19 protein-coding genes and 1 riboswitch are annotated in these 21,555 nt (G+C 67.2%); of the genes, 13 read left to right on the forward strand and 6 right to left on the reverse strand.

Annotated elements, in window-relative coordinates; genetic code table 11:
- Nucleotides 1-4 precede the first annotated feature (4 nt).
- The gene (locus CYD53_RS08865; RefSeq protein ID WP_103717705.1) at nucleotides 5-181 is read right to left on the reverse strand and encodes a CbtB domain-containing protein; all 177 of its coding nucleotides are present in this window, start codon (nucleotides 179-181) and stop codon (nucleotides 5-7) included.
- 36 nt (nucleotides 182-217) lie between these two features.
- A riboswitch (cobalamin riboswitch) is annotated at nucleotides 218-403 on the reverse strand.
- A 161-nt stretch (nucleotides 404-564) separates the two neighbouring features.
- On the opposite strand from CYD53_RS08865, the gene cobU reads away from it, so the two are divergent.
- Together cobU and cobO are read left to right on the forward strand one after the other, a co-directional pair.
- Nucleotides 565-1,077, forward strand: a complete 513-nt coding sequence (gene cobU, locus CYD53_RS08870) for a bifunctional adenosylcobinamide kinase/adenosylcobinamide-phosphate guanylyltransferase (protein WP_103717706.1) — start codon at nucleotides 565-567, stop codon at nucleotides 1,075-1,077.
- A gap of 17 nt (nucleotides 1,078-1,094) precedes the next feature.
- Nucleotides 1,095-1,706 (forward strand): cob(I)yrinic acid a,c-diamide adenosyltransferase, encoded by a 612-nt coding sequence (cobO, locus tag CYD53_RS08875; RefSeq protein WP_103717707.1) that lies wholly within the window; start codon nucleotides 1,095-1,097, stop codon nucleotides 1,704-1,706.
- A gap of 6 nt (nucleotides 1,707-1,712) precedes the next feature.
- On the opposite strand, the gene cbiB is transcribed toward cobO, so the two are convergent.
- Nucleotides 1,713-2,693 (reverse strand): adenosylcobinamide-phosphate synthase CbiB, encoded by a 981-nt coding sequence (gene cbiB, locus CYD53_RS08880; protein ID WP_103717708.1) that lies wholly within the window; start codon nucleotides 2,691-2,693, stop codon nucleotides 1,713-1,715.
- A gap of 17 nt (nucleotides 2,694-2,710) precedes the next feature.
- Here cbiB and cobD point away from each other — a divergent pair, with 17 nt between their 5' ends.
- The 3 genes from cobD to CYD53_RS08895 all read left to right on the forward strand — a co-directional run bounded on the left by cobD (nucleotide 2,711) and on the right by CYD53_RS08895 (nucleotide 8,857).
- Nucleotides 2,711-3,733 (forward strand): threonine-phosphate decarboxylase CobD, encoded by a 1,023-nt coding sequence (gene cobD, locus CYD53_RS08885; protein WP_103717709.1) that lies wholly within the window; start codon nucleotides 2,711-2,713, stop codon nucleotides 3,731-3,733.
- A gap of 102 nt (nucleotides 3,734-3,835) precedes the next feature.
- The gene (locus tag CYD53_RS08890; protein WP_103717710.1) at nucleotides 3,836-4,807 is read left to right on the forward strand and encodes a D-2-hydroxyacid dehydrogenase; all 972 of its coding nucleotides are present in this window, start codon (nucleotides 3,836-3,838) and stop codon (nucleotides 4,805-4,807) included.
- 180 nt (nucleotides 4,808-4,987) lie between these two features.
- Entirely contained in the window at nucleotides 4,988-8,857 is a 3,870-nt protein-coding gene (locus tag CYD53_RS08895; protein ID WP_146055860.1) for an autotransporter domain-containing protein, read from the forward strand.
- 173 nt (nucleotides 8,858-9,030) lie between these two features.
- On the opposite strand, the gene CYD53_RS08900 is transcribed toward CYD53_RS08895, so the two are convergent.
- On the reverse strand, nucleotides 9,031-9,540 hold the full coding sequence (locus CYD53_RS08900) for a hypothetical protein (RefSeq protein WP_103717949.1): 510 nt from the start codon (nucleotides 9,538-9,540) through the stop codon (nucleotides 9,031-9,033).
- Nucleotides 9,541-9,610: 70 nt separating this feature from the next.
- Nucleotides 9,611-11,242: a GMC family oxidoreductase gene (locus CYD53_RS08905; RefSeq protein ID WP_103717712.1), complete on the reverse strand. Its 1,632-nt coding sequence runs from the start codon at nucleotides 11,240-11,242 to the stop codon at nucleotides 9,611-9,613.
- A gap of 270 nt (nucleotides 11,243-11,512) precedes the next feature.
- Between CYD53_RS08905 and CYD53_RS08910 the strand changes: the two genes are divergently transcribed.
- Together CYD53_RS08910 and eutC are read left to right on the forward strand one after the other, a co-directional pair.
- The gene (locus tag CYD53_RS08910) at nucleotides 11,513-12,901 is read left to right on the forward strand and encodes an ethanolamine ammonia-lyase subunit EutB (protein WP_103717713.1); all 1,389 of its coding nucleotides are present in this window, start codon (nucleotides 11,513-11,515) and stop codon (nucleotides 12,899-12,901) included.
- Entirely contained in the window at nucleotides 12,898-13,692 is a 795-nt protein-coding gene (gene eutC, locus CYD53_RS08915; protein ID WP_103717714.1) for an ethanolamine ammonia-lyase subunit EutC, read from the forward strand. The genes CYD53_RS08910 and eutC overlap by 4 nt, the downstream gene beginning before the upstream one ends.
- 66 nt (nucleotides 13,693-13,758) lie before the next feature.
- Here eutC and CYD53_RS08920 read toward each other — a convergent pair whose 3' ends face one another.
- Nucleotides 13,759-14,499: a haloacid dehalogenase type II gene (locus tag CYD53_RS08920; RefSeq protein WP_103717715.1), complete on the reverse strand. Its 741-nt coding sequence runs from the start codon at nucleotides 14,497-14,499 to the stop codon at nucleotides 13,759-13,761.
- 17 nt (nucleotides 14,500-14,516) lie between these two features.
- Nucleotides 14,517-15,182, reverse strand: a complete 666-nt coding sequence (locus CYD53_RS08925) for a sulfite oxidase-like oxidoreductase (RefSeq protein ID WP_103717716.1) — start codon at nucleotides 15,180-15,182, stop codon at nucleotides 14,517-14,519.
- A gap of 368 nt (nucleotides 15,183-15,550) precedes the next feature.
- Between CYD53_RS08925 and rpsA the strand changes: the two genes are divergently transcribed.
- The 6 genes from rpsA to lhpI all read left to right on the forward strand — a co-directional run bounded on the left by rpsA (nucleotide 15,551) and on the right by lhpI (nucleotide 21,550).
- On the forward strand, nucleotides 15,551-17,254 hold the full coding sequence (rpsA, locus tag CYD53_RS08930; RefSeq protein ID WP_103717717.1) for a 30S ribosomal protein S1: 1,704 nt from the start codon (nucleotides 15,551-15,553) through the stop codon (nucleotides 17,252-17,254).
- Between the two features lie 160 nt (nucleotides 17,255-17,414).
- A complete protein-coding gene (locus CYD53_RS08935) occupies nucleotides 17,415-18,704 on the forward strand; it encodes an Hsp70 family protein (RefSeq protein WP_103717718.1) in 1,290 nt (429 codons plus the stop codon).
- Between the two features lie 74 nt (nucleotides 18,705-18,778).
- Nucleotides 18,779-19,747: a signal peptide peptidase SppA gene (gene sppA / locus CYD53_RS08940; protein ID WP_103717719.1), complete on the forward strand. Its 969-nt coding sequence runs from the start codon at nucleotides 18,779-18,781 to the stop codon at nucleotides 19,745-19,747.
- A gap of 28 nt (nucleotides 19,748-19,775) precedes the next feature.
- Nucleotides 19,776-20,060, forward strand: coding sequence for an integration host factor subunit beta (gene ihfB / locus CYD53_RS08945; RefSeq protein ID WP_092170498.1), 285 nt, complete (start codon nucleotides 19,776-19,778; stop codon nucleotides 20,058-20,060).
- A 198-nt stretch (nucleotides 20,061-20,258) separates the two neighbouring features.
- Nucleotides 20,259-20,597, forward strand: coding sequence for a LapA family protein (locus tag CYD53_RS08950; RefSeq protein WP_103717720.1), 339 nt, complete (start codon nucleotides 20,259-20,261; stop codon nucleotides 20,595-20,597).
- On the forward strand, nucleotides 20,597-21,550 hold the full coding sequence (gene lhpI / locus CYD53_RS08955) for a bifunctional Delta(1)-pyrroline-2-carboxylate/Delta(1)-piperideine-2-carboxylate reductase (protein WP_103717721.1): 954 nt from the start codon (nucleotides 20,597-20,599) through the stop codon (nucleotides 21,548-21,550). Before CYD53_RS08950 ends, lhpI begins: the two co-directional genes overlap by 1 nt.
- Nucleotides 21,551-21,555 lie beyond the last annotated feature (5 nt).

Genomic DNA, 21,555 nt, shown 5'->3' on the forward strand with positions numbered 1-21,555 from the left:
CCCCTCAGTGGCAGGGGAAGGCGAGCGTGTGGCGCGTGTCGTGGGCGGCGTTGTGGACGCTGCTCGAATGCGCGAAGCCGACCGTGAAGATCAGCACGCTGCCGAGCAGCAGGGCGACGAGTGCGGCCTTGGCGCGTTCGGAAACGCCGGCGGAAGTCGAAAGCGAAGCGGAGCTGTTCATCGTGTTTCTCCTGGCCGCCCCGCCGGCGGCCTGTTGGATTGCGGAACGACGACGGCAGGTCTCCTGGCTCGCGGATCTCGACGTCCTGAGCCGCCTTCCCGGGATCGCTCCCAGTGGCCGATGGCGCAGAACTCACCGCTTACAGTTGCGGGGGCAGCCGCGGTATCGCACCGCGTTCCCTTTTCACCCCGTTGTCGGGGCACCGTCGCGGATGATCATTAGCCATATGAGCGGTGCTGTGCAATGCACTGCGCCGTCATTCTCGGGCGAAGCCCTCGGGTCCGATCTTCGATCGGCCCAAGGATAAACTCCGCGCAGACCCGAGAATCTCTTGCGGGAGATGGTCGGCTCGGGGCCGACCATGACGCCGGAGGAAAGGGCTCTTGGAAACTCCCCATCTCACCCTCGTTCTCGGCGGCGCGCGCTCGGGCAAGAGCCGTCATGCCGAGGCGCTGATCGAGGCGCTGCCCGCGCCCTGGATCTATATCGCGACCGCCCAGGCTTATGACGACGAGATGCGCGCGCGCATCGCCGAGCATCGGGCGCGGCGCTCCGGCAACTGGCTCACGGTCGATGCGCCGCTCGCTTTGCCCGAGGCGCTCCGGGCCGTACCGGCAGGGCGCCCGATCCTGGTCGATTGCCTGACCTTGTGGCTGACCAATCTGATTCTGGCGGAGCGGGATACGGCGTCCGCGGGCGCCGAGCTCATCGCCGCATGTGCTGAAGCCTCCGGCCGCGTCGTGCTGGTTTCGAACGAGGTCGGGCTCGGCATCGTGCCCGACAATGCCCTGGCACGGCGCTTCCGCGACGAGGCCGGCCGCCTGCACCAGAGCCTTGCGGCTGAGGCCGGGCACGTGGTCTTCATGGTCGCTGGACTTGCGATGCAGGTAAAGTGAGATGCAGGTGACGTGACATGACGATCGATGCTGAAGAGGCCGCCCGCCACAAGGCCAAGATGGAGAGGCGCAAGGCGGTGCAGGACGCCGAGGTCGCGGGCAAGACGATCGAGAAGGGCCTTCTGATCGTCAACACCGGGCCGGGCAAAGGCAAATCGACGGCCGCTTTCGGGCTGATCCTGCGTGCGCTCGGCCATGGCTGGCGCGTCGGCGTGGTCCAGTTCATCAAGGGTGCCTGGGCGACGGGCGAGCGCAAGGCGCTCGATGCCTTCGGCAACCAGATTGCCTGGCACAGCATGGGCGAAGGTTTCACCTGGGAGACGCAGGACAAGGCCCGCGACATCGCTGCGGCCCGGCGCGCCTTCGAGAAGGCGAAGGAATTGATGGCCGACGAGACCATCCGCCTGATCGTGCTGGACGAGCTCAACATCGCGCTGCGCTACGACTATCTGCCCCTGGACGAGGTGGTCGCGACGCTCGCCGCGCGCCGCCCGGACCTGCACATCGTCGTCACCGGCCGCAACGCCAAGCCGGAGCTGATCGCGGCTGCCGATCTGGTGACGGAAATGACGCTGGTGAAGCACCATTTCGCGGCCGGCGTGAAGGCGCAGGCTGGGATCGAGTTCTGAGTGCTTTCAGGCGGCTATCGCGATCACCACGCCCACCGCCGCCATGGCCCATAGCATCAGGCAGGCCCCGCGATAGAGCCTGAGCGCCCGCCTGATATCGGCGGCTGTCGCCTTCGCGCGGCCGTCCCCCATCCAGCCATCCTCGACGCGGGTTTCGCCATAGATGCGCGGTCCGGCGAGGCGCAGGCCGAGCGCTCCGGCCATCGCCGCTTCCGGCCAGCCGGCATTGGGCGAGCGGTGGCGACGGGCGTCGCGCCGCACGGCCTTCCAGGCCCCGGCCGCGTCGGCCCCCCGGTCGAGGGCTGCGGCTGCGACCAGCAGCAGCGCAGTGAGCCGTGAGGCCGGGAGGTTGACGAGGTCGTCGAGCCTGGCCGCTGCCCAGCCGAAGGCGAGATGGCGCGGGGTCTTGTGGCCGATCATCGAATCGGCGGTGTTGATCGCCTTGTAGAGTGCGCAGCCCGGCAGGCCGGCGAGGCCGAGCCAGAAGGCGGGGGCGACGACGCCGTCGGAGAAATTCTCGGCGAGGCTCTCGATCGCGGCACGCGAGACGCCGGCCTCATCCAGGCTTTCGGGATTGCGCCCGACGATCATCGCAACCGCCTTGCGTCCCGCGGAGAGCCCGCCCTGCTCCAGCCCCTCGGCGACCGCAGCGACATGTTCGTAGAGGCTGCGCTGCGCCAGCAGGGTCGAGGCCAGAAGCGCGAGCGGCAGCAGGCCAAGCGGCCCGAGCGCGAGGCAAAGCCGGGCCGCGGTCGAGGCGAAGGCGATGGTGGCGCAGAGCAGGATGACGAGTGCGGCGAGCCCGGCGGCCTTGCGTGCCGCATAAGACGCGGTCTCGCGGTTCAGGCTGTCGTCGAGCGCCGCGATCAGCGCGCCAAGCCAGGTGACGGGATGGCCGATCCGCGCATACAAGCCCTTGGGATAGCCGAGCGCAGCCTCGCTCACGAGTGCGGCCAGCAGCAGAAGCAAGGAGTCGGGTGGGCTCATGCGGGACGGGAACGATCGTGATTGAGCGAGACATCTGGCATGGCGGCGATCTCGCCCAGGCGCGGGCGCTGTTTACGGATGCGCCCGAGCCCTGGATCGATCTCTCCACCGGGATCAATCCCATCTCGTATCCGCTACCGCCGCTGCCGCAAAGCCTGTGGCAGCGCTTGCCGGGCGCCGATGACGAGGCGGCGCTGCTGGCTGCGGCGCGCGCGGCCTATCGCGTGCCCGAAAGCGCGGATATCGTCGCGGCACCCGGTACGCAGATCCTGATCGATCTGCTGCCGCGGCTCGCCGGCGCCGGCGCCGGTCCGGTCGCGGTGCTGGGGCCGACCTATGCCGAGCATGCCCAGGCCTGGGCCAAGGCCGGAGCGGATGTGCGTCCCGTCGCGGATCTGGACCAGGCGAGCGAGGCGCGGACGATCGTTCTGGTCAATCCGAATAATCCCGATGGTCGGGTCGTATCGCGGCAACGGCTCATGATTGTCGCGGCGCAACGCGCCGCGCGCGGCGGCCTGCTCGTCGTCGACGAGGCTTTCGCCGATTTCACGCCGGAGGTCAGCATCCTGCCCGAGCTGCCGCCCGCGACATTGGTGCTGCGCTCCTTTGGCAAGAGCTATGGCCTTGCCGGCTTGCGGCTCGGCTTCGCCATTGGCGAGCCGCCCTTGATCCGGGCCCTGCGCACGGCGATGGGGCCTTGGGCGGTGGCCGGGCCGGCGCTGCATGTCGGGGCGACGGCGCTGGCCGATTCCCCCTGGCTCGCGCAAGCGGGAGCCGCTCGCGCAGCCGATGCCGCCCGGCTCGATGCGCTGCTCGCGCCTCATGGCAGGATCGTCGGCGGCACGGCGCTGTTCAGGCTGCTCGAAACCGGCAATGCTCCGGCGCTCTTTGTTCATCTTGGCCGACATGGCCTCTATCTGCGCCGCTTCCGGAACGATGCGCGCTGGCTGCGCTTCGGCCTGCCGGGGCAGGCTTCGGAATGGGCCAGGCTCGAGGCGGCACTGACGGACTTTGCGAGCTCCGGCCCCGGTCCAGCGTGAAGCTTGCATGCGCTGACCGCCGGGACAGCGCGCCGCTCTCCCGATAACCTGACCATGCCCAATAACCTGACCATGCCTTATGACTGTCGAGGAACGAGACGCATGCCTTTGCTGCCGCCTGACAATGAGCTGACGATCGGCTTTTCCCATGCCGCCTATCAATTGCAGGCCGAGTTCGCGACGCGTGGCCACGCCGCCCGGAGCTTTTCGGCCAACTCGCTCGACGAGCTCAAGGCGCGCTCTGCCGAGGCCGATATCCTCGTCGTCTCCGGCCTCTGGCGCAACGAACTGATCGCCACCTCGCCCAAGCTGCGCTTCATCCAGTCGGTCAGCGCCGGCACCGACCAGTTCGACAAGCCGGCCCTGGCCGCCGCCGGCATTAGGCTTGCCAGCGCGCAAGGCGTGAATGAGCGGGCCGTCGCCGAGCACGCCATGGCGCTGGTCCTGGCCCTGACCCGCCAGATCCATCTCGCCCGCGACAATCAGACGGCCAAGCATTGGCGCCCGATGATCGGCGACCGCGCCAGGCGCGAAGACGAGCTCGGCGGCAAGACCATGGTCATCGTCGGGCTCGGCCGCATCGGCCTGCGCCTGGCCGCGCTCGCCTCGGCTTTCGGCATCCGCGTCATCGGCGTGCGCCGCCAGCCGGAGCCGCAGCCGCATATCGAGGCGATCGTCCGGCCCGACCAGTTGCACGAGGTCATGGCGCAGGCCGACATCGTCGCGCTGACCTGCCCGCTGACGCCCGAGACGGAAGGGCTGATCGGCGTCCAGGCGCTCGCCGTGATGAAGCCCTCGGCCGTCCTCATCAATGTCGCACGCGGGAAGGTCGTCGACGAGGTCGCGCTGCTTGCCGCCCTGACCGAGGGCCGCCTGGCCGGCGCCGGGCTCGACTGCTTCCATGACGAGCCGCTGCCGCCATCCTCGCCTTTCTGGGGCCTGCCGCAGGTCGTCATCACGCCCCATAGCGCCGGCGAGACGCGGGCCTATGAGGGCAATGTCGTCGATACCCTGCTCGACAATCTCGGCCGGCTGGCGCGCGGCGAGACGACGCTGCGCAACCAGATCGTCTGAACGCGCCGCCGCTGCTGGCTCGCTCCGGCATGTCGAAGCGACGGCATGCCGGGCGTTCGATTCCAGGGCCGTCGCGCGGCACGGCGACGAATGTCGATCCCCAGCCTGTGAATGGCTGTCCATTGCCGTAGAGTAAGATTGCCTTAGGTTGCCGCCCGGGGATTTGGGGGCGACGCTTTCGTGGGTTCGATAGGCCAAGGGCGCGGCGCGTATCGCCGCCGCTTCGTCATGCTGGCTTTGCTGGCGGGCACGTCGCTGGGCTCGGCGTTGCTTTGTGCGGGCTCGGCCCACGCGCAGGACGCGACCTGGCAGCTCAATCCCGGCTCAGGCAATTTCAACGCCGGCGCGAACTGGACGCCGGCGACGGTTCCGATCGGCACGGCGTTCTTCGATGCCACGAGCCAGTCCGCGATCACAATCGGTGCGGATGCGACGCTCGGGGGCTTTACCTTCAACGCTAGCGCGCCGGCCTACACGATCACGATCGACCCTGCCGCCAGCGTCACCTTCACCGGAGCGGGCATCGTCAACAATTCCGGCCAGGCGCAGACCCTGGTCAATCGGAGTTTCCTGACTTTCACCAACAACAGCGCGGCCGGTAACGCAACGATCATCAACAACGGCACCGTTCAAGTCTTAGGCAGTAGCACGGCCGACAACGCCACGATCACCAATAACAGCAACCTTCAGTTCTCCGACAGTAGTACGGCCGGCAGCGCCAGGATCACCAACAACAACAGCCTTCAGTTCTTCAACAGTAGCACGGCCGGCACCGCCGCCATCGTGACGAATATCGGCGCGATGACCGATTTCTCGGGTAGCACCGGCCCGCTCGGCGATAATCGCCTGAGTGCCGGCTCGATCGCCGGAACGGGCTCCTATAATCTCGGCGCCAACGAGCTCACGGTCGGCGGCGACGGCACCTCGACCACTGTCAGCGGCACCATCAGCGGCGTCGGCGGCTCGCTGGTCAAGACCGGTGCGGGCACGCTGATGCTGACCAGTCTCGACAACTCATATGATGGCGGCACGACGATCAATCAGGGCTGGATCTCGATCAGTCATAACGCCCAACTCGGCGATGTCGCCGGCGGGCTGACCTTTAATGGCGGTGGCCTCGTCATCACCGTCACTATGAACTCGGCGCGCACCGTTACATTCAATGCCGGCGGCGGTACAATCGACACCAACGGCAATGGTCTCACGCTGACCGGCGACCTTGTCGGCAGCGGTGGCTTGACCAAGACGGGGCTCGGCGACCTCAGCCTTTCCGGCAACAACACCTATTCCGGTGCGACCAGCGTCATGCAGGGTCGGCTCATCGCCAATTCCGGCACGGCGTTCTCGGCGAGCTCCGATTACAGCGCGGCTGCCGGCGCGACGATCGAGGTCACGGATGTGCCCGGGCTCACGGCCACGATCGGCTCGCTGTCGGGGGCGGGCAAGGTCGTCATCGGCGATGGCGCCACCTTGTCGATCGGCTCCAACGCCGTCGCGACCGTCTTCTCCGGCAATATTTCCGGCAAGGGCTCGCTCTCTATGGACGGGCCGGGAATGCTCACCCTGACCGGGACGAGCAGCATCGAAGGGCTCCTGCTTCTGTGCGGCTGCTCGAACCCGACGCTCGACATCAGCGGCGGCTCGCTCAGCGTCGGCAATCCGGCCGGCGGAGGCGGCGGCATCGTGGTGCTGGGCGGGCTGTTGCGCGTCAGCAATGGCGGCACCTTGAACATGGTGGATCCGGCCGGCTTCCTGATCGTCCAAGCGGCGATGGAGGTCTCGGGCGCGGGCTCGACCGTGACTGTCGAAGGCCTCACGGTTGTCGCCAGCCTCACGCCCGCAACGCTGACGATCAGCGGCGGCGCGGTGATGAACAGCAAGGGCGGCGCGGGCATCGAGGGAGACATTATCGCGCCGGTCGTGACGGTGACGGGTCCTGGGTCGACCTGGAACGTCGATAACGGCTTGTTCGTCGGCAACTTCAGCTTCGGCGGCTCCGGTCGTCTCGTTATTTCCGCGGGCGGTGTCGTGAACGCGACTGGCTTCGTCCAGATCAGTTCGGATCCCGATCCCAGCCTGGGCTTTCCCACCGCGAGCGTCCTGGTGACAGGGGCAGGCTCGGTCCTGAACGCGACGAACGGCCTGGTCATCGGCTCTCCCGGCTGCGGCTGCGGTGGCGACTATGCCGGCGTGCTCACGGTTGCGGATGGCGGGTTGGTTAAGGCCGCGGCCGGCATTGAGATCAGCGCCTTGGGCGTGCTCAATCTCGGCAATGGCGGCCTGGCGGGCGCCATCGACACGCCTTTCATCCAGAATGACGGCGCCATCGTCGCGAATTTCACCGACAGCGCCACCTTCGCCGCCAACATCTCCGGGGTGGGGACGCTGACCAAGCAGGGCTCCGGCAAGCTGATCCTGACCGGGACCAACAGCTATACCGGCCCGACCTCGGTGCTCGGCGGGCTCCTTGTCGTCAATGGCTCGCTGACTGGCTCCGCCATCACCGTGTCGGGCGGCGCGCTTGGCGGCTCCGGCACGGTCGGCAGCGTCGTCATCGCCAACGGGGGCACGGTCGCGCCGGGCAATTCCATCGGCACGCTCAACGTTGCCGGGAATGTCGCCTTCGCGGCCGGCTCGACCTATCAGGTCGAGCTCAATGCGGCCGGCGCATCCGACCTGGTCGCGGCGACGGGAACCGCGACCTTGTCGGGCGGCCAGGTCCAGCTTCTGGCGGCGCCGGGTAGTTACGGTCTCTCGACCCGCTATGTCATCCTGACCGCACAGGGCGGTGTCAGCGGGCAGTTTTCCGGCGTGACCTCGAATTTCGCCTTCCTGACGCCGACGCTGAGTTACGACGCGAGGGAGGTGGCGCTGACGCTGGCGCGCAATGCGGTCACCTTTTCGGACGCGGCTGTGACGCGCAACCAGGCGAGCGCCGGCCGCGCTGCCGAAGCGCTGGGGACGGGCAATCGCGTCTATGACGCGTTGGTGTCATCGACGCTGGCGGAAGCACGAGCAGGTTTCGACGCGCTGTCGGGCGAGGCGCATGCGCAGGCCGTATCGGTCGCGATCGAGACCAGCCATCTCGTGCGCGACGCCATCATGAACCGCCTGCGCGCGCCGTACTCGTCGTCTCCGTCCGGCACGGTGACCGGCGCCTTCTCGGCCGATGCGCCGGGCCGGCCGCGCATGGCGGCATTGCCAGCACCCGGCTTCGAGACGCGACGCTTCCAGCTCTGGGGCGAGGCGATCGGTGCGCAGGGCCGCAGCAATAGCGACGGCAATGCGGCCTCGCTCGACCGGCGCGGCGGCGGCATGCTGTTTGGCGCGGAGCTCGATTCCGGCGGCGAGACGCCCTGGCGCGTTGGCGTCGCCGGCGGCTTCACCCGCACCCGTTTCGATATCGACCAGCGCCGTTCGGACGGCACGCAGGACGCCGTCCATGCCGCGCTGTATGGCGGGGCGCGTCTTGGCGCTGTCAATCTGCGCGCCGGCGCCGCCTATGCCTGGAACCAGACCAACCTGACGCGCTTCGTCGGGCTGAGCGGCTTTTCCGATGTGCTGCATTTCGACGGCCAGGGGGCAATGGCCCAGGCTTTCGTCGAGGTCGGCTATGCCTTGCCGCTTGGCTCCGTCGCCTTCGAGCCCTTCGTCCAGATCGCCGCCGTGAGCGTGCATTCGGATTCCGGCGTGGAGCAGGGCGGGGCGGCCGCCTTACGCTTGAATGGCCGCGACCAGAATCTCGGCTTCTCCATAGTGGGCCTGCGCGCGGAAACGCAGCTTGGCGCGACGCCGCTCTTCGCCCGCGCTATGCTGGGCTGGCGTCACGCCTTCGGGGAGACGACGCCCACCGCCATGCTGGCCTTCGCTGGAACTGCTAGCCCCTTCCGGGTCTACGCCGCGCCGGTGGCCCGCGACGCGATGGTTGCGGAGGTCGGATTGTCCTGGCGTGTTGCCGGCAATGTCGCGCTGGGTCTCGGCTACAATGCCGCCTTGGGCAATGGCGCGGGCGACCATGCGCTGCGGGGCCGGATCGACGTGACGTTCTGAGCCGGAATGGCTTCGAGCCCGTCTGGCCCCAGCCCTCATCCTGAGGAGCCGCGCAGCGGCGTCTCGAAGGATGCTCCAGCTTGCATGGGAGCCTCCTGGAGCATCCTTCGAGACGCCATTCCTCGCGGAATGGCTCCTCAGGATGTGGGCTCGCGGAGTTTCCAAACAGCCCCTCAGGCACGCAAGCCCCGCAACCAGCGCCTGGCCTCGTCGCGGATCCGGATGGCGGATTGGTAGGCCGTGCTCGCCTTGACCCAGCTGAGCGCCTTGACGCGGACGGTCTCGATCGCCGCCATCAGCCAGGCCAGCCAGCGATAGCTCAGAAGCTTGTCCCGCCCGGCCTGGTAGATGCGCTCGACGATCAGGAAGCTGGCGAGATAGGCCACGGCGAGGATGACGATGCCGGCCACGACCTGCCCGCGCCCGATCATGATCAGGCCGACGATCTTCAAGGGTTCGGCGACCGCGAAGGGGATTGCGAGCAGGGCGAGAATGGCCAATCGCGGCAACCGGGCGATCGCAGCTTCCGCCCGCGCGACGATTCGCAGCGAGGCGAGCCAGTCCGCCAGCGGCCGGTAGAGCGGTCGCGCGATCTCGTCGAGCAGCACGAGGATCGTCAGCACGCCTCGAGCGATGGCGAGCAGGATTTTGGCGGGCAGGCTGCGTTCGGGCGGCGATGACATGACGGCTCCAGAATGCCGGACCAAGCCGGCAGCAGCCTTCATATCAGGCATGAGCCTTCATATCATGGCGTCAGGCTGCTTTTGCATCCTCCAGCAGCATCTGTGAGCCTTTCTCGGCGATCATCATCGTCGGCGCCGCCGTATTGCCCGAGGTGATCGCGGGCATCACCGAGGCGTCGATCACGCGCAGGCCGCGCACGCCCCGCACCCGCAGGCGCTCGTCGAGCACGGCCATCGGATCCTCGTCGCGACCCATCTTCGCCGTCCCGACTGGGTGGAAGATCGTGGTGCTGAGCCCTTTCGCCGCTTCCAGCAGCGCATCGTCCGAGGTCGCGGCTGCGCCGGGGCTGTGCTCCTGCGGCTGGAAGCGCGCCAGCGGCGCTTGCGCCACGATCTTGCGCGCGAGCTTCAGCGCATCGACGGCGACGCGCTTGTCCTCATCGGTGTCGAGATAATTGGGCGAGATCGCCGGGGCCTCCTCAGGCGTCGGGCTCTTGAGATGGACGCTGCCGCGGCTCGACGGGCGCAAGTTGCAGACGCTGGCGGTGAAGGCCCCGAACGGGTGCAAGCCATCGCCCCATTTGTCGAGCGAGAGCGGCTGGAAATGGAATTCGAGATTGGCGGTGGCGTAGTCGGGCGAGGATTTGGCGAAGGCGCCGACCTGCGAAGGCGCCATGGTCAAGGGGCCGGTGCGCAAGGCCGCATATTCCAGCGCCATCAGCGGCCGGCGCCAGAGCTTGGCATAGTCGGTGTTGAGCGTGCGCACGCCCTCGACCTTGTAGACCGGGCGGATCTGGAGGTGGTCCTGCAGATTCTCGCCGACGCCCGGCAGGTTCGCGGCCGTGTCGATGCCGAGTGCCTGCAGGCGCGCGCCGTCGCCGATGCCGGAGCGCTCCAGCAGCGCCGGCGAGCCGAACGAGCCGGCGCTGATCACGACTTCGCCGCGCACCTCGACCCTGAGCTTCTCCTCGCCATGGCTGAACTCGACTGCGCTCGCCCGGCCATCCTCGATGACGATGCGCTCGACCAGGACGCGCGTCTCCATGCGGAGATTGTCTCGGACATCGAGCACCGGCTTGAGGAAAGCGGTAAAGGCGCTCCAGCGCCGGCCGCGCCGCTGGTTGACCTGGAAATAGGCGGAGCCTTCATTGTCGCCGGTGTTGAAATCGGCGATCTTGGCGATGCCTGCCGCCTCGGCCGCATCGCGCACGGCATCGAGGATGTCCCAGCGCACGCGCGGATTCTCGACCCGCCATTCGCCACCGGCCTTGTGGTGCTCGCCCGTCCCCGGCGCGACATGGTCTTCATGTTTCAGGAAATAGGGCAGGACGTCGTCCCAGCCCCAGCCGGCGAGCCCGCGCTGGCGCCAGCCGTCATAATCGGCCGCCTGGCCGCGCATATAGATCATCGCATTGATCGCCGAGCAGCCGCCGACGACCTTGCCGCGCGGGAAGGGCAAGGCGCGTCCGCCCAGGCCCGCCTGAGGCTCGGTCTTGAACAGCCAGTCGGCGCGCGGATTGCCGATGGCGTAGAGATAGCCGACCGGGATGTGGAACCAGATCCAGTCGTCCTTGCCGCCGGCCTCCAGCACCAGGACCTTCTTGCTCGGATCGGCCGAGAGCCGGTTGGCAACGACGCAGCCGGCCGAGCCCGCCCCGATCACGACATAGTCGAAGGTGCCGATGGTCCTGCGAGCCGACATGACGTTTCCCAAATCCTGCGGCGGGTAACGTCCCGCTCTCCGGACAAGGAGCGTTAATCGCGGCGATGGATGGCAGCAATGCTGCATCTGCGTTTGCTCATGCCAATATCCGCAAGAGCAGGATGCGAAAAAGTGGGAACCGGCTTTTTCGCATTGATCCTGCTCTCGCTCTTTGGTGAGAGACGGATTCAGATTTCAGATGGGATCACTCTGTGATTCCATCTGAAATCATCCGGCTCTAGCATGTTGCAAGGGATGAGGGCTGATTTCATGGCGTATCGCGCGGCAGTCGGGCGGCAGAGTTACGTTTTCGCCGATTTGAAGACGTTGCTGGCGAAGGCGACGCCCCTGCGCTCGGGTGACCAGCTCGCAGGCCTCGCCGCAGGCAGCATGGAAGAGATGATGGCGGCGCGCATGGCGCTGGCCGATCTGCCGCTGCGGACCTTCCTCAATGAGGCGCTGGTTCCCTATGAGGAGGACGAGGTCACGCGCCTGATCGTCGACAGCCATGATGCGGCGGCGTTCAAGCTGATCGCCTCGCTGACGGTCGGCGGCTTCCGCGACTGGCTCTGCTCGGATGCGGCGACGACGCCGGTGCTGGCCCGGCTTGCGCCCGGCATCACGCCGGAGATGGCGGCTGCCGTCTCCAAGCTGATGCGCAACCAGGATCTGATCCTGGTCGCCAGGAAGTGCCGGGTCGTCACACGCTTCCGCAACACGCTGGGTCTGCCCGGCGCCATGGCGGTCCGGCTCCAGCCCAATCATCCGACAGACGATGTCGCCGGCATCCTCGCCTCGACCATGGATGGGCTGAGCTATGGCTGCGGCGATGCCGTCATCGGCATCAACCCGGCCTCGGACAGCATGAGTGCGATCGCCGACCTGCTGCGCCTGCTCGACGCGCTGATCGCCCGTTTCGAGATTCCGACGCAGGCCTGCGTGCTGACCCATGTCACGAGCTCGGTGGCGCTGATCGAGCAGGGCGTGCCGGTCGATCTCGTCTTCCAGTCGGTGGCTGGGACGCAGGCAGCCAATGCCTCCTTCGGCGTCACGCTCGCCTTGCTGCAGGAGGGGCTGGAGGCCGGCCGCTCGCTGAAGCGCGGCACGGTCGGCGACAATGTCATGTATTTCGAGACGGGCCAGGGCGCGGCGCTCTCGGCCAATGCCCATCACGGCGTCGACCAGCAGACGGTCGAGGCCCGCGCCTATGCCGTCTGCCGCGCCTATGAGCCGCTCCTGGTCAACACGGTCGTCGGCTTCATCGGCCCGGAATATCTCTATGACGGCAAGCAGATCATCCGCGCCGGCCTCGAGGACCATTTCTGCGGCAAGCTGATGGGCGTGCCGATGGGCTGCGACATCTGCTACACCAACCACGCCGAGGCCGATCAGGACGACATGGATACGCTTCTGACGCTGCTCGGGGCGGCCGGCGTCAATTTCATCATGGGCATCCCCGGCGCCGACGACGTGATGCTGAACTACCAGTCGACCTCCTTCCACGACCAGCTCTATATCCGCGAGGTGCTCGGCCTGAAGCGCGCGCCGGAATTCGAGGCCTGGCTCAGGCGGATGGACATCACCGATCCCTCGGGAAAGTTGAGCGTGGGGCAGGGCGGGCAGGCCCTGCTCGCCGCCATGCAGGACCGCGCCGCATGAAATCGCCCGACAAGCCTGCCTCCACGGCTCAGCGCTGGGCCGAGCTTGCGCAATTAACGCCGGCCCGTATCGCGCTTGGCCGCTCGGGCGCCTCGCTGCCGACGCGCGAGGTGCTGCGCTTCGGCCTCGCCCATGCGCAGGCGCGCGATGCGGTGCACGAGCCTTTCCGTCCGGAGGGGCTGGCCGCGGACCTTGCAGCCTTGTCGCTCGACACGGTGATGATCGAGAGCGCGGCCCGCTCGCGCGGCGATTATCTGCGCCGGCCCGATCTCGGCCGTGGCCTGTCGGAGGAGAGCCGCGGCGTGCTGGCGGCGCGGCGTGGCGCCAGCGATCTCGCCATCATCGTCGCCGACGGCCTGTCCTCGACCGCGATCCATCAGAATGCCGCCCTCTTCGTCACGGCGCTGCTGCCGCATCTGAAGCGGCAGGGGCTCGCGCTCGCGCCGGTCGTGATCGCCTCGCAGGCCCGTGTCGCGCTTGGCGACGAGGCCGCCCACGCACTCGGCTCGCGCATGGCGCTGGTGCTGATCGGCGAGCGGCCGGGCCTCTCCTCGCCGGATTCGCTTGGCGCCTATCTCACCTTCGCGCCCCGGCCCGGCCTGACCGACGCCGCGCGCAACTGCATCTCCAATATCCGCCCGGGTGGACTCGATTTCGACGCTGCCGCCTTCAAGCTCGCCTGGCTGATCGACCAGGCCTTCAAGCGCTCGCTGACCGGCGTCGACCTCAAGGACGAGAGCGGCAGCGCGCTGGAGGGCGGGAAGACCGACGCTATTCTTCCATCATCGTGAGTTCAGGCGCCGCACCCCGCGGTCGCCCGGGATGACGAAGCCCTTGTGCACTGCGCTGTGCGGCCTTCAAAGCCCGGCCACCAGCGCCGGCAATTCGCCCAGCGACCCGATCACCCAATCGGGCGTCTCGCCGAGCCGCTCCTCCTGCATGCGCAGCGCCTTGAACAAGGTCTTCGGCGGGATCGGGGCCGCGCTCGCGATCTCGGCATGCAGCGCTGTGGGCGAAACCCGCGCGATCCGCGCGACCTTGAAGCCGAAATGCTTCGCGCCGGCGACGTCAAAGCCGTTCGATGAGACGAAGACGACCTCGTCGGGCTTCACGCCCATCCGCGCCTCGACCAGCCGGTAGCTGCGCGGGTCGGGCTTGTAGACCTGCGCGGCGTCGATGCTGAGCACGGCCTCGAAACGCTCGCTAAGCCCGCTATGGCGCACCAGCGCATCGAGCATGGCCGGGCTGCCGTTCGAGAGGATGGCGAGCCGCTTGCCCGCCAGCGCATTGAGCGCGGCGAGGCTGTCGGGGTAGGGCGCCAGGTGGTTGTAGGCCTCGGCCAGGGCGGCGATCGCCGCTTCGCTCGCGCTCAGGCCCAGGACATCGAGCGTGTAAGCGAGCGCATCCCGCGTCACCGCCCAGAAATCGGCATAGGCGCCCATGGCGGAGCGCAGCCAGGTGTATTCGAGCTGCTTCATCCGCCAGATCTGGGTGATGGTCTCGCCATGGCCGGGAAAGGCGGCCTCGGTCGCGCCGGCGACGGACTGAACGTCGTAGAGCGTGCCATAGGCGTCGAAGACGAAGGCCTTGATGGACATGGGTCGGTCTCCGCTTCTCAATCGTCGCTGTAGCGCTGCTCCAGCCAGGGATCGCCGCGGTCATGATAGCCGCGGACCTCCCAGAAGCCAGGCTGGTTGCGTTCGACGAATTCGATCCGCTTCAGCCATTTTGCGCTCTTCCAGAAATAGAGCTTCGGCAGCACGAGCCTGACCGGCCCGCCATGCTCCCCCGTCAGAGGCTTGCCCTCCCAGCTATGGGCCAGCAGCGCATCCTCGCTGGCGAAATCCGCGAGCGTCAGATTGGTGGTGTAGCCGTCATGGGAGTGCAGCACGACGAAGCCGGCCTCGGGCTTCGGCTGGGCGAGGTCGAGCACGCTCCGCGTCGCCACGCCCTGCCAGCGATTATCGTAGCGCGACCAGGTCGTGACGCAGTGGATGTCAGAGGTCTCGTGCGCCTGCTCCTGCGCCATGAAATCCGCCCAGCGCCAGTGCAATCGGTTCTCGACCGCGCCGTCGATGTCGAGCGTCCAGTTCGCGCTCGAAATCTCGGGCTGGAGGCCGAGGTCGAGCACCGGCCAATCCTTGACCAGGTGCTGGCCGGGCGGCAGCCGCTCGCTGTCGGGCCGGCTGATGCGTCCGGTCAGGAACTTCCCGGCCCGCGCCCAGGCCTGCTTGGTGCGGGTCAGCTTACTGTCGTCGGGTGTGTCGGGATCGCTGGTCATGGCGGTCTCCTGTCAGGCGCAGCCTCACTATAAGGTTTTCCATCCTGGCCGTCGCTGCGCGAAACGGACAAGAACCCTTGCCCTGCCGTCTGCTTTGCACTACATCGCGCCTGTCCGAAGGGCCGTGATCGATCACAGCCGGGGGCGGCCTTTTCGGCCGGCTCCCGTTTCGTGTTTGGGGCGGACCGTTCGGATGCGGATCGATGCCGGCGGCCAAGCGCCGCCCGTTCTCGCCCCGGCGCCTCAGAGCGCGGGAAGAGCGGGCAGGCCTCTTAAGGAGGCGCCGACGGACAGGTCCGGCCTGTGGCACAAACCCAATCGGCGCTTGCCGGCTTTGCGGAATCCGCGAGCTGGCGTCAGGAGAATACATGTCAGCCGTAGAAAGCTATTCGGGCCGCGAGGATTTCGCCGCCCTGCTCGAGGAATCCTTCGGCCAGAACGAAGCCCTCGAAGGTTCCGTCATCAAGGGCATCGTCGTCGCCATCGAAAAAGACATGGCGATCATCGATGTCGGCCTGAAGACGGAAGGGCGCGTCGCGCTCAAGGAATTCAACGGCCCCGGCCGTGACCAGGACATCAAGGTCGGCGACGAGGTCGAGGTCTATCTGGACCGGATCGAAAACGCGCTCGGCGAAGCCGTCATCTCGCGCGACAAGGCTCGCCGCGAGGAGAGCTGGGTCAAGCTCGAGAAGGCTTTCGAGGCTCGCGAGAAGGTCTCGGGCGTCATCTTCAACACCGTCAAGGGCGGCTACACCGTCGATCTCGACGGCGCTGTCGCCTTCCTGCCGCGTTCGCAGGTCGACATCCGTCCGATCCGCGACGTCGGCCCGCTGATGGGCCAGCCGCAGCCCTTCGAGATCCTCAAGATGGATCGCCGCCGCGGCAACATCGTCGTGTCGCGCCGCACCGTCCTAGAAGAGACCCGCGCCGAGGCTCGTTCCGAGCTCGTGGCTTCGCTCGAAGAGGGCCAGGTCATCGACGGCGTCGTCAAGAACATCACCGAATACGGTGCGTTCGTTGACCTGGGCGGCATCGACGGCCTGCTCCATGTCACCGACATGGCCTGGCGTCGCGTCAACCATCCGTCCGAGGTCGTGACCATCGGCCAGACGGTCAAGGTCAAGATCATCAAGATCAACCAGGACACGCACCGCATCTCGCTCGGGATCAAGCAGCTGCTTGCCGATCCGTGGGATGGCATTGCGGCCCGTTACCCCGTCGGTGCGCGCCTCAAGGGTCGCGTCACCAACATCACGGACTACGGCGCGTTCGTCGAAGTGGAGCCGGGCATCGAAGGCCTCATCCACGTCTCCGAGATGTCCTGGACCAAGAAGAACGTCCACCCCGGCAAGATCGTCTCGACCTCGCAGGAAGTCGACGTCGCGATCCTCGAGGTCGATCAGGTCAAGCGCCGCATCTCGCTGGGTCTCAAGCAGACCCTGCGCAACCCCTGGGAGGTCTTCGCGGAGACCCATCCGAGCGGTTCGGTGGTCGAGGGCGAGGTCAAGAACAAGACCGAGTTCGGTCTGTTCCTGGGTCTCGAAGGCGATATCGACGGCATGATCCATCTCTCGGATCTCGACTGGAACCGTCCGGGCGAGCAGGTCATCGAGGAATACAAGAAGGGCGACATGCTGCAGGCTGTCGTTCTCGATGTGGACGTCGAGAAGGAGCGTATCTCGCTCGGCCTGAAGCAGCTCGGCGGCGATCCCTTCGTGGATGCCGGCGAGTTCAAGAAGGGCCAGGTCGTCACCACTGAGGTGATCGAGGTCAAGGAAGCCGGTCTCGACGTCAAGATCGTCGGCACCGACATGACCACCTTCATCAAGCGCGCCGAAATCGCGCGCGATCGTGCCGAGCAGCGCCCCGAGCGCTTCGCGGCCGGCGAAAAGGTCGACGCCCGCGTCATCCTGTTCGACAAGAAGGCCCGCAAGATCCAGGTCTCGATCAAGGCTCTGGAAATGGCCGAGGAGAAGGAGGCGATGGCGCAGTACGGCTCCGCCGACTCCGGCGCCTCGCTCGGCGACATCCTGGGCGCCGCCCTCAAGAAGGCGACGACCGAGAAGAAGTGAGGTTTCGGCCGCGAAAGCGGCCGGCCCATCAGACCAGCCCGCGCGGAGCAATCCGCGCGGGCTTTTGTTTCTTTTTCGAGTGAATGGCGAGTAGCGAATGGCGAGTGGACCTCCTCACTCGCCATTCGCTACTCGCCATTGGCCCCTTGAGGACTTCACCATGACCACTGCGGCGATCGGCATCGATTTCGGCACCACCAACAGCGTGGTTGCCCTGGCGCGCGCCGACGGCTCGGTGACGACGCGTTCCTTCGCGACCAAGCAGGGCGCGGTCGACGCCTATCGCTCGGCCCTGATGTTCTGGCGCGAGGGCCGGCCGCCCAAGACCCATGTCGCCCATGTCAGCGGGCCCGATGCGCTCGACATGGCACTCGGCATGACGACGGAGCATCGCTTCCTGCAATCGCTGAAGACCCATCTCTCCAGCCGCGCTTTCCAGGAGACGCGGCTGTTTGGCAAGCTGTTCAAGCTCGAGGACCTGATCGGCGTGTTCCTGACCGATCTCGTGGCCGGCCTCGACGACGTCGCGGAAACGCCGCTGGTCTCAGGGCGCCCGGTCGTCTTCGCCGGCGAGCGACCCGATGAGGAGCTTGCGCTCGGGCGGCTGCGCGCCTCCTACGGCAAAGCCGGGATGCCCGCCGTCGATTTCGCCTATGAGCCGCTCGGCGCGGCCTACTGGTATGCCCGCGACCTGAAGACGCCGCAGACCATGCTGGTCGCGGATTTCGGCGGCGGCACCAGCGACTTCTCGGTGATGCGCTTCGAGCCCGGCGGAGCCGGGCGGCTCGCCGCGATCCCACTCTCCCATGCCGGCGTCGGCGTCGCCGGCGACACCTTCGACTACCGCATCATCGAGCACGCGATCTCGCCGCGTCTCGGCAAGGGCACGCAATACCGCTCCTTCGAGAAGCTCCTGCCGATCCCGGCGCATTACCACGCCGCCTTCGCGCAATGGCACCGGCTTTCGCTGATGAAAAGCCGCGAGACCATGGCCGAGCTCAAGGCGTTGATCCGCGACGCGGTCGAGCCCGGCAAGCTCGAGGATCTGCTGACCGTGATCGAATATGATCTCGGCTACGAGCTCTACCGCGCGGTCTCGGCCGCCAAGATCGCGCTCTCGGGGGCCGACGAGACAAGGCTGAGCTTCCGCCAGATGGATGTGACGATCGAGGCCCCGATCCGCCGCAGCGATTTCGACAGCTGGATCGCCGACGATGTCGGCGCGATCGAGACGGCGCTCGACAAGGCCTTGAGCGAGGCGAATGTCTCCACTGGTGCGATCGAGGCCGTGTTCATGACCGGCGGCACCTCTCACGTCCCGGCCGTGCGGGCGCTGTTCGACCGCCGCTTCGGGGCGAACCGTGTCCATATCGGCGATGCCTTCCGCTCGGTGGCGAGCGGGCTCGCCTTGCTGGCGCTGGACCGGGCGCGCGCCACGGTCGCGGCTTAAGTCGACGGCTTCGTCTTGCCCGCCCGGCATGGCGAGGCTACATCACGGGGCCGCAAACCCGGAGCGCTGACCTCATGTCGTCCGATGCCGATCTGCTCGCCGACCGCCGCAGCCTCAGGCGCAAGCTGACGCTCTGGCGGCTGTTCGCCGTGCTCGGCGTGCTGGCCGCCGCCGTCATCGCAGGCCTCGCCTGGACCGGACGCACGCCCGGCTCGCTCAGGCAGGCCCATATCGCACGCGTCACCATCTCCGGCTTCATCTCGGGCGACAGGCGCACGCTCGAACTGATCAAGTCGCTGGAGAACAGCAGGGCTTCGGCCGTGCTGCTCAGGATCAACAGCCCGGGCGGGACGACTTCGGGCTCGGAGGCCTTGTTCGACGCGCTGCGCCGGCTGGCCGCGAAGAAGCCGATGGTGTCGGTGGTCGATGGCCTGGCGGCTTCGGGCGGCTATATCGCCGCGCTCGGTTCCGATCGCATCGTGGCGCGCCAGACCTCGCTCGTCGGCTCGATCGGCGTGCTCTTCCAGTTCCCCAATGTGGGCCGCCTGCTCGATACGGTCGGCGTGAAGCTCGAAGAGATCAAGTCGAGCCCGCTGAAGGCCGCGCCCAATGGTTTCGAGCCGACCTCGCCGGAGGCGCGCGCCGCGCTCCAGAGCGTCGTCGACGACAATTACGACTGGTTCAAGCGGCTGGTGCGCGAACGCCGTCATCTCAGCGATCCCGAGGTCGCGGCCGTGTCCGACGGCCGGGTGCATTCCGGCCGGCAGGGCGCGGTTCTGAAGCTGATCGACGAGATCGGCGGCGAGCCGGAAGCCATCGCCTGGCTCGAACGCGAGAAGGGCGTGGCGAAGAATCTTGCGGTGCGCGATTGGCGCCGCCGCAGCGAATCGTCCGCCTACGGGCTATGGAGCGCCAGCGAGGCGTTGGCGCGTGCCGCCGGGTTCGAAACCGTGGCGAGCCTCATCGCGCGCGCGGCCGAGCAACCGATCGGTTTGCGTCTTGACGCGCCCTTGGCGCTCTGGCAGCCTGCAGTCGAAAAATGATGTTGATACAAGCGGTTATATTGGACACATGATTAAATCCGAACTCGTCCAGCGCATCGCTGAGCGCAACACGCACCTCTACCAGCGCGATATCGAAAACATCGTCACGGCGATCCTCGACGAGGTCGTCAAGGCGCTGGCGCGCGGCGACCGGGTCGAGCTGCGCGGCTTCGGAGCCTTTTCCCGCAAGGCCCGCTCCGCCCGGGTCGGCCGCAATCCCCGCACGGGTGACGCGGTCGAGGTCGAGGAAAAGTTCGTCCCGGTCTTCAAGACCGGCAAGGAGCTTCGGCTGCGGCTGAACGGCAAGGCGTAAAGCCTCTCTCAGCCCGCGCCCCGGGGAGCCGCGTGGCGGCGTCTCGACCGATGATCCAGGGCGGATTGAAACATCCTTGGAGACGCTATTTCCGCCGAAATGGCGCGCTAGGATGAGGGCTCGCGCTAGAGCAGGATGCGAAAAAGCGGGAACCGGTTTTTCGCGTCGATCCGGCTCTAGCCGCTGAAAGGAACTCCGATGAAATCCTTCTTCAAGGCCCTGATCCTGGTTCCGGTCGCGCTGGCGATCGTGCTGTTTTCCGTCGCAAACCGGAAATCGGTTCCGCTGTCCTTCGATCCGTTCAGTCGCGACGCGCCGGTGTTTGTCTTCGACGTGCCGCTCTTTGCGGTCGTTCTGGCGGCAATTGCAGTCGGTATCCTGATCGGCGGCCTCGCCTCCTGGATTGCCCAGGGCAAGCACCGCAAGGCGGCCCGCCGCAACCGCCGCGAGGCCGAGATGCTGCGCGGCGAGGCGCAGATGCTGCGTGCCGCCGTGCCCGATTCCGCCTTGCCGGCGCTGACCAGCGGTAGGGCGTGATGCGGCTTTTCGACAATGGCGAGATCGACGCCGCCCTGACGTTCCCCGGCCTGATCGACACGCTCGACGACGCTTTCCGTAGCGATGCTGTCCTGCCGCCGCGCAGCCATTACGACGTCAAGCGCCCCGATGGCGACCCGGCCGTGCTGCTGATCATGCCGGCCTGGAGCGCGCCCAGCGCCGAGAAGGCCTATATCGGCACCAAGATCGTCTCGGTCTTCTTCGGCAACGGCAAGCGCAACCTGCCCGGTGTCATGGGCGCCTATCTGTTGATGGACGGAAACACCGGCCAGCCCCTGGCGGTGATGGACGGCAATCGCCTGACGCTGTGGCGCACGGCGGCGGCCTCGGCGCTGGCTGCGCGCTACATGGCCAGCCCGGACGCCAGCCGCATGCTGATGGTCGGCGCCGGCAGCCTTGCGCCCTTCCTGGTCAAGGCGCATCGCGCGGTCAGGCCGCTGACCGATATCGCCATCTGGGCGCGCCGGCCCGAAGCCGCCATTGCAGTGGTGGAGGAGCTTGCGCGTGACGGTATCGAGGCCCGCGCGGTCACCGATCTCGAGGCCGAGGCGCGCACGGCCGACATCATCTCCTGCGCCACCAATGCGAGCGAGCCGCTGATCCAGGGCAAATGGCTGAAGCGCGACGCGCATCTCGACCTGATCGGCGCCTTCACCATGCAGATGCGCGAGGCCGACGCCGAGGCACTGAACCGGGCCCGCGTCATCGTCGACTCCAGGAAAGCGATCGACGAGGGCGGCGATGTCGCCGTCGCGATCGCCGAGGGCAGCTACAGCGCCGACAGGATTGCCGGCACGCTGGCCGATCTTTGCCATGGCCGCATCGCGGGCGCGGCGGAGGGGGGCGAGATCACGCTGTTCAAATCGGTCGGCGCCTCCCTGGAGGATCTGGCTGCCGCTGTGGCCGTCTGGGAAGCCTCTGCGTCAGCCTGATCCAC

Source organism: Allobosea psychrotolerans (genome assembly GCF_002917105.1).
Taxonomy (GTDB): Bacteria; Pseudomonadota; Alphaproteobacteria; order Rhizobiales; family Beijerinckiaceae; genus Allobosea; species Allobosea psychrotolerans.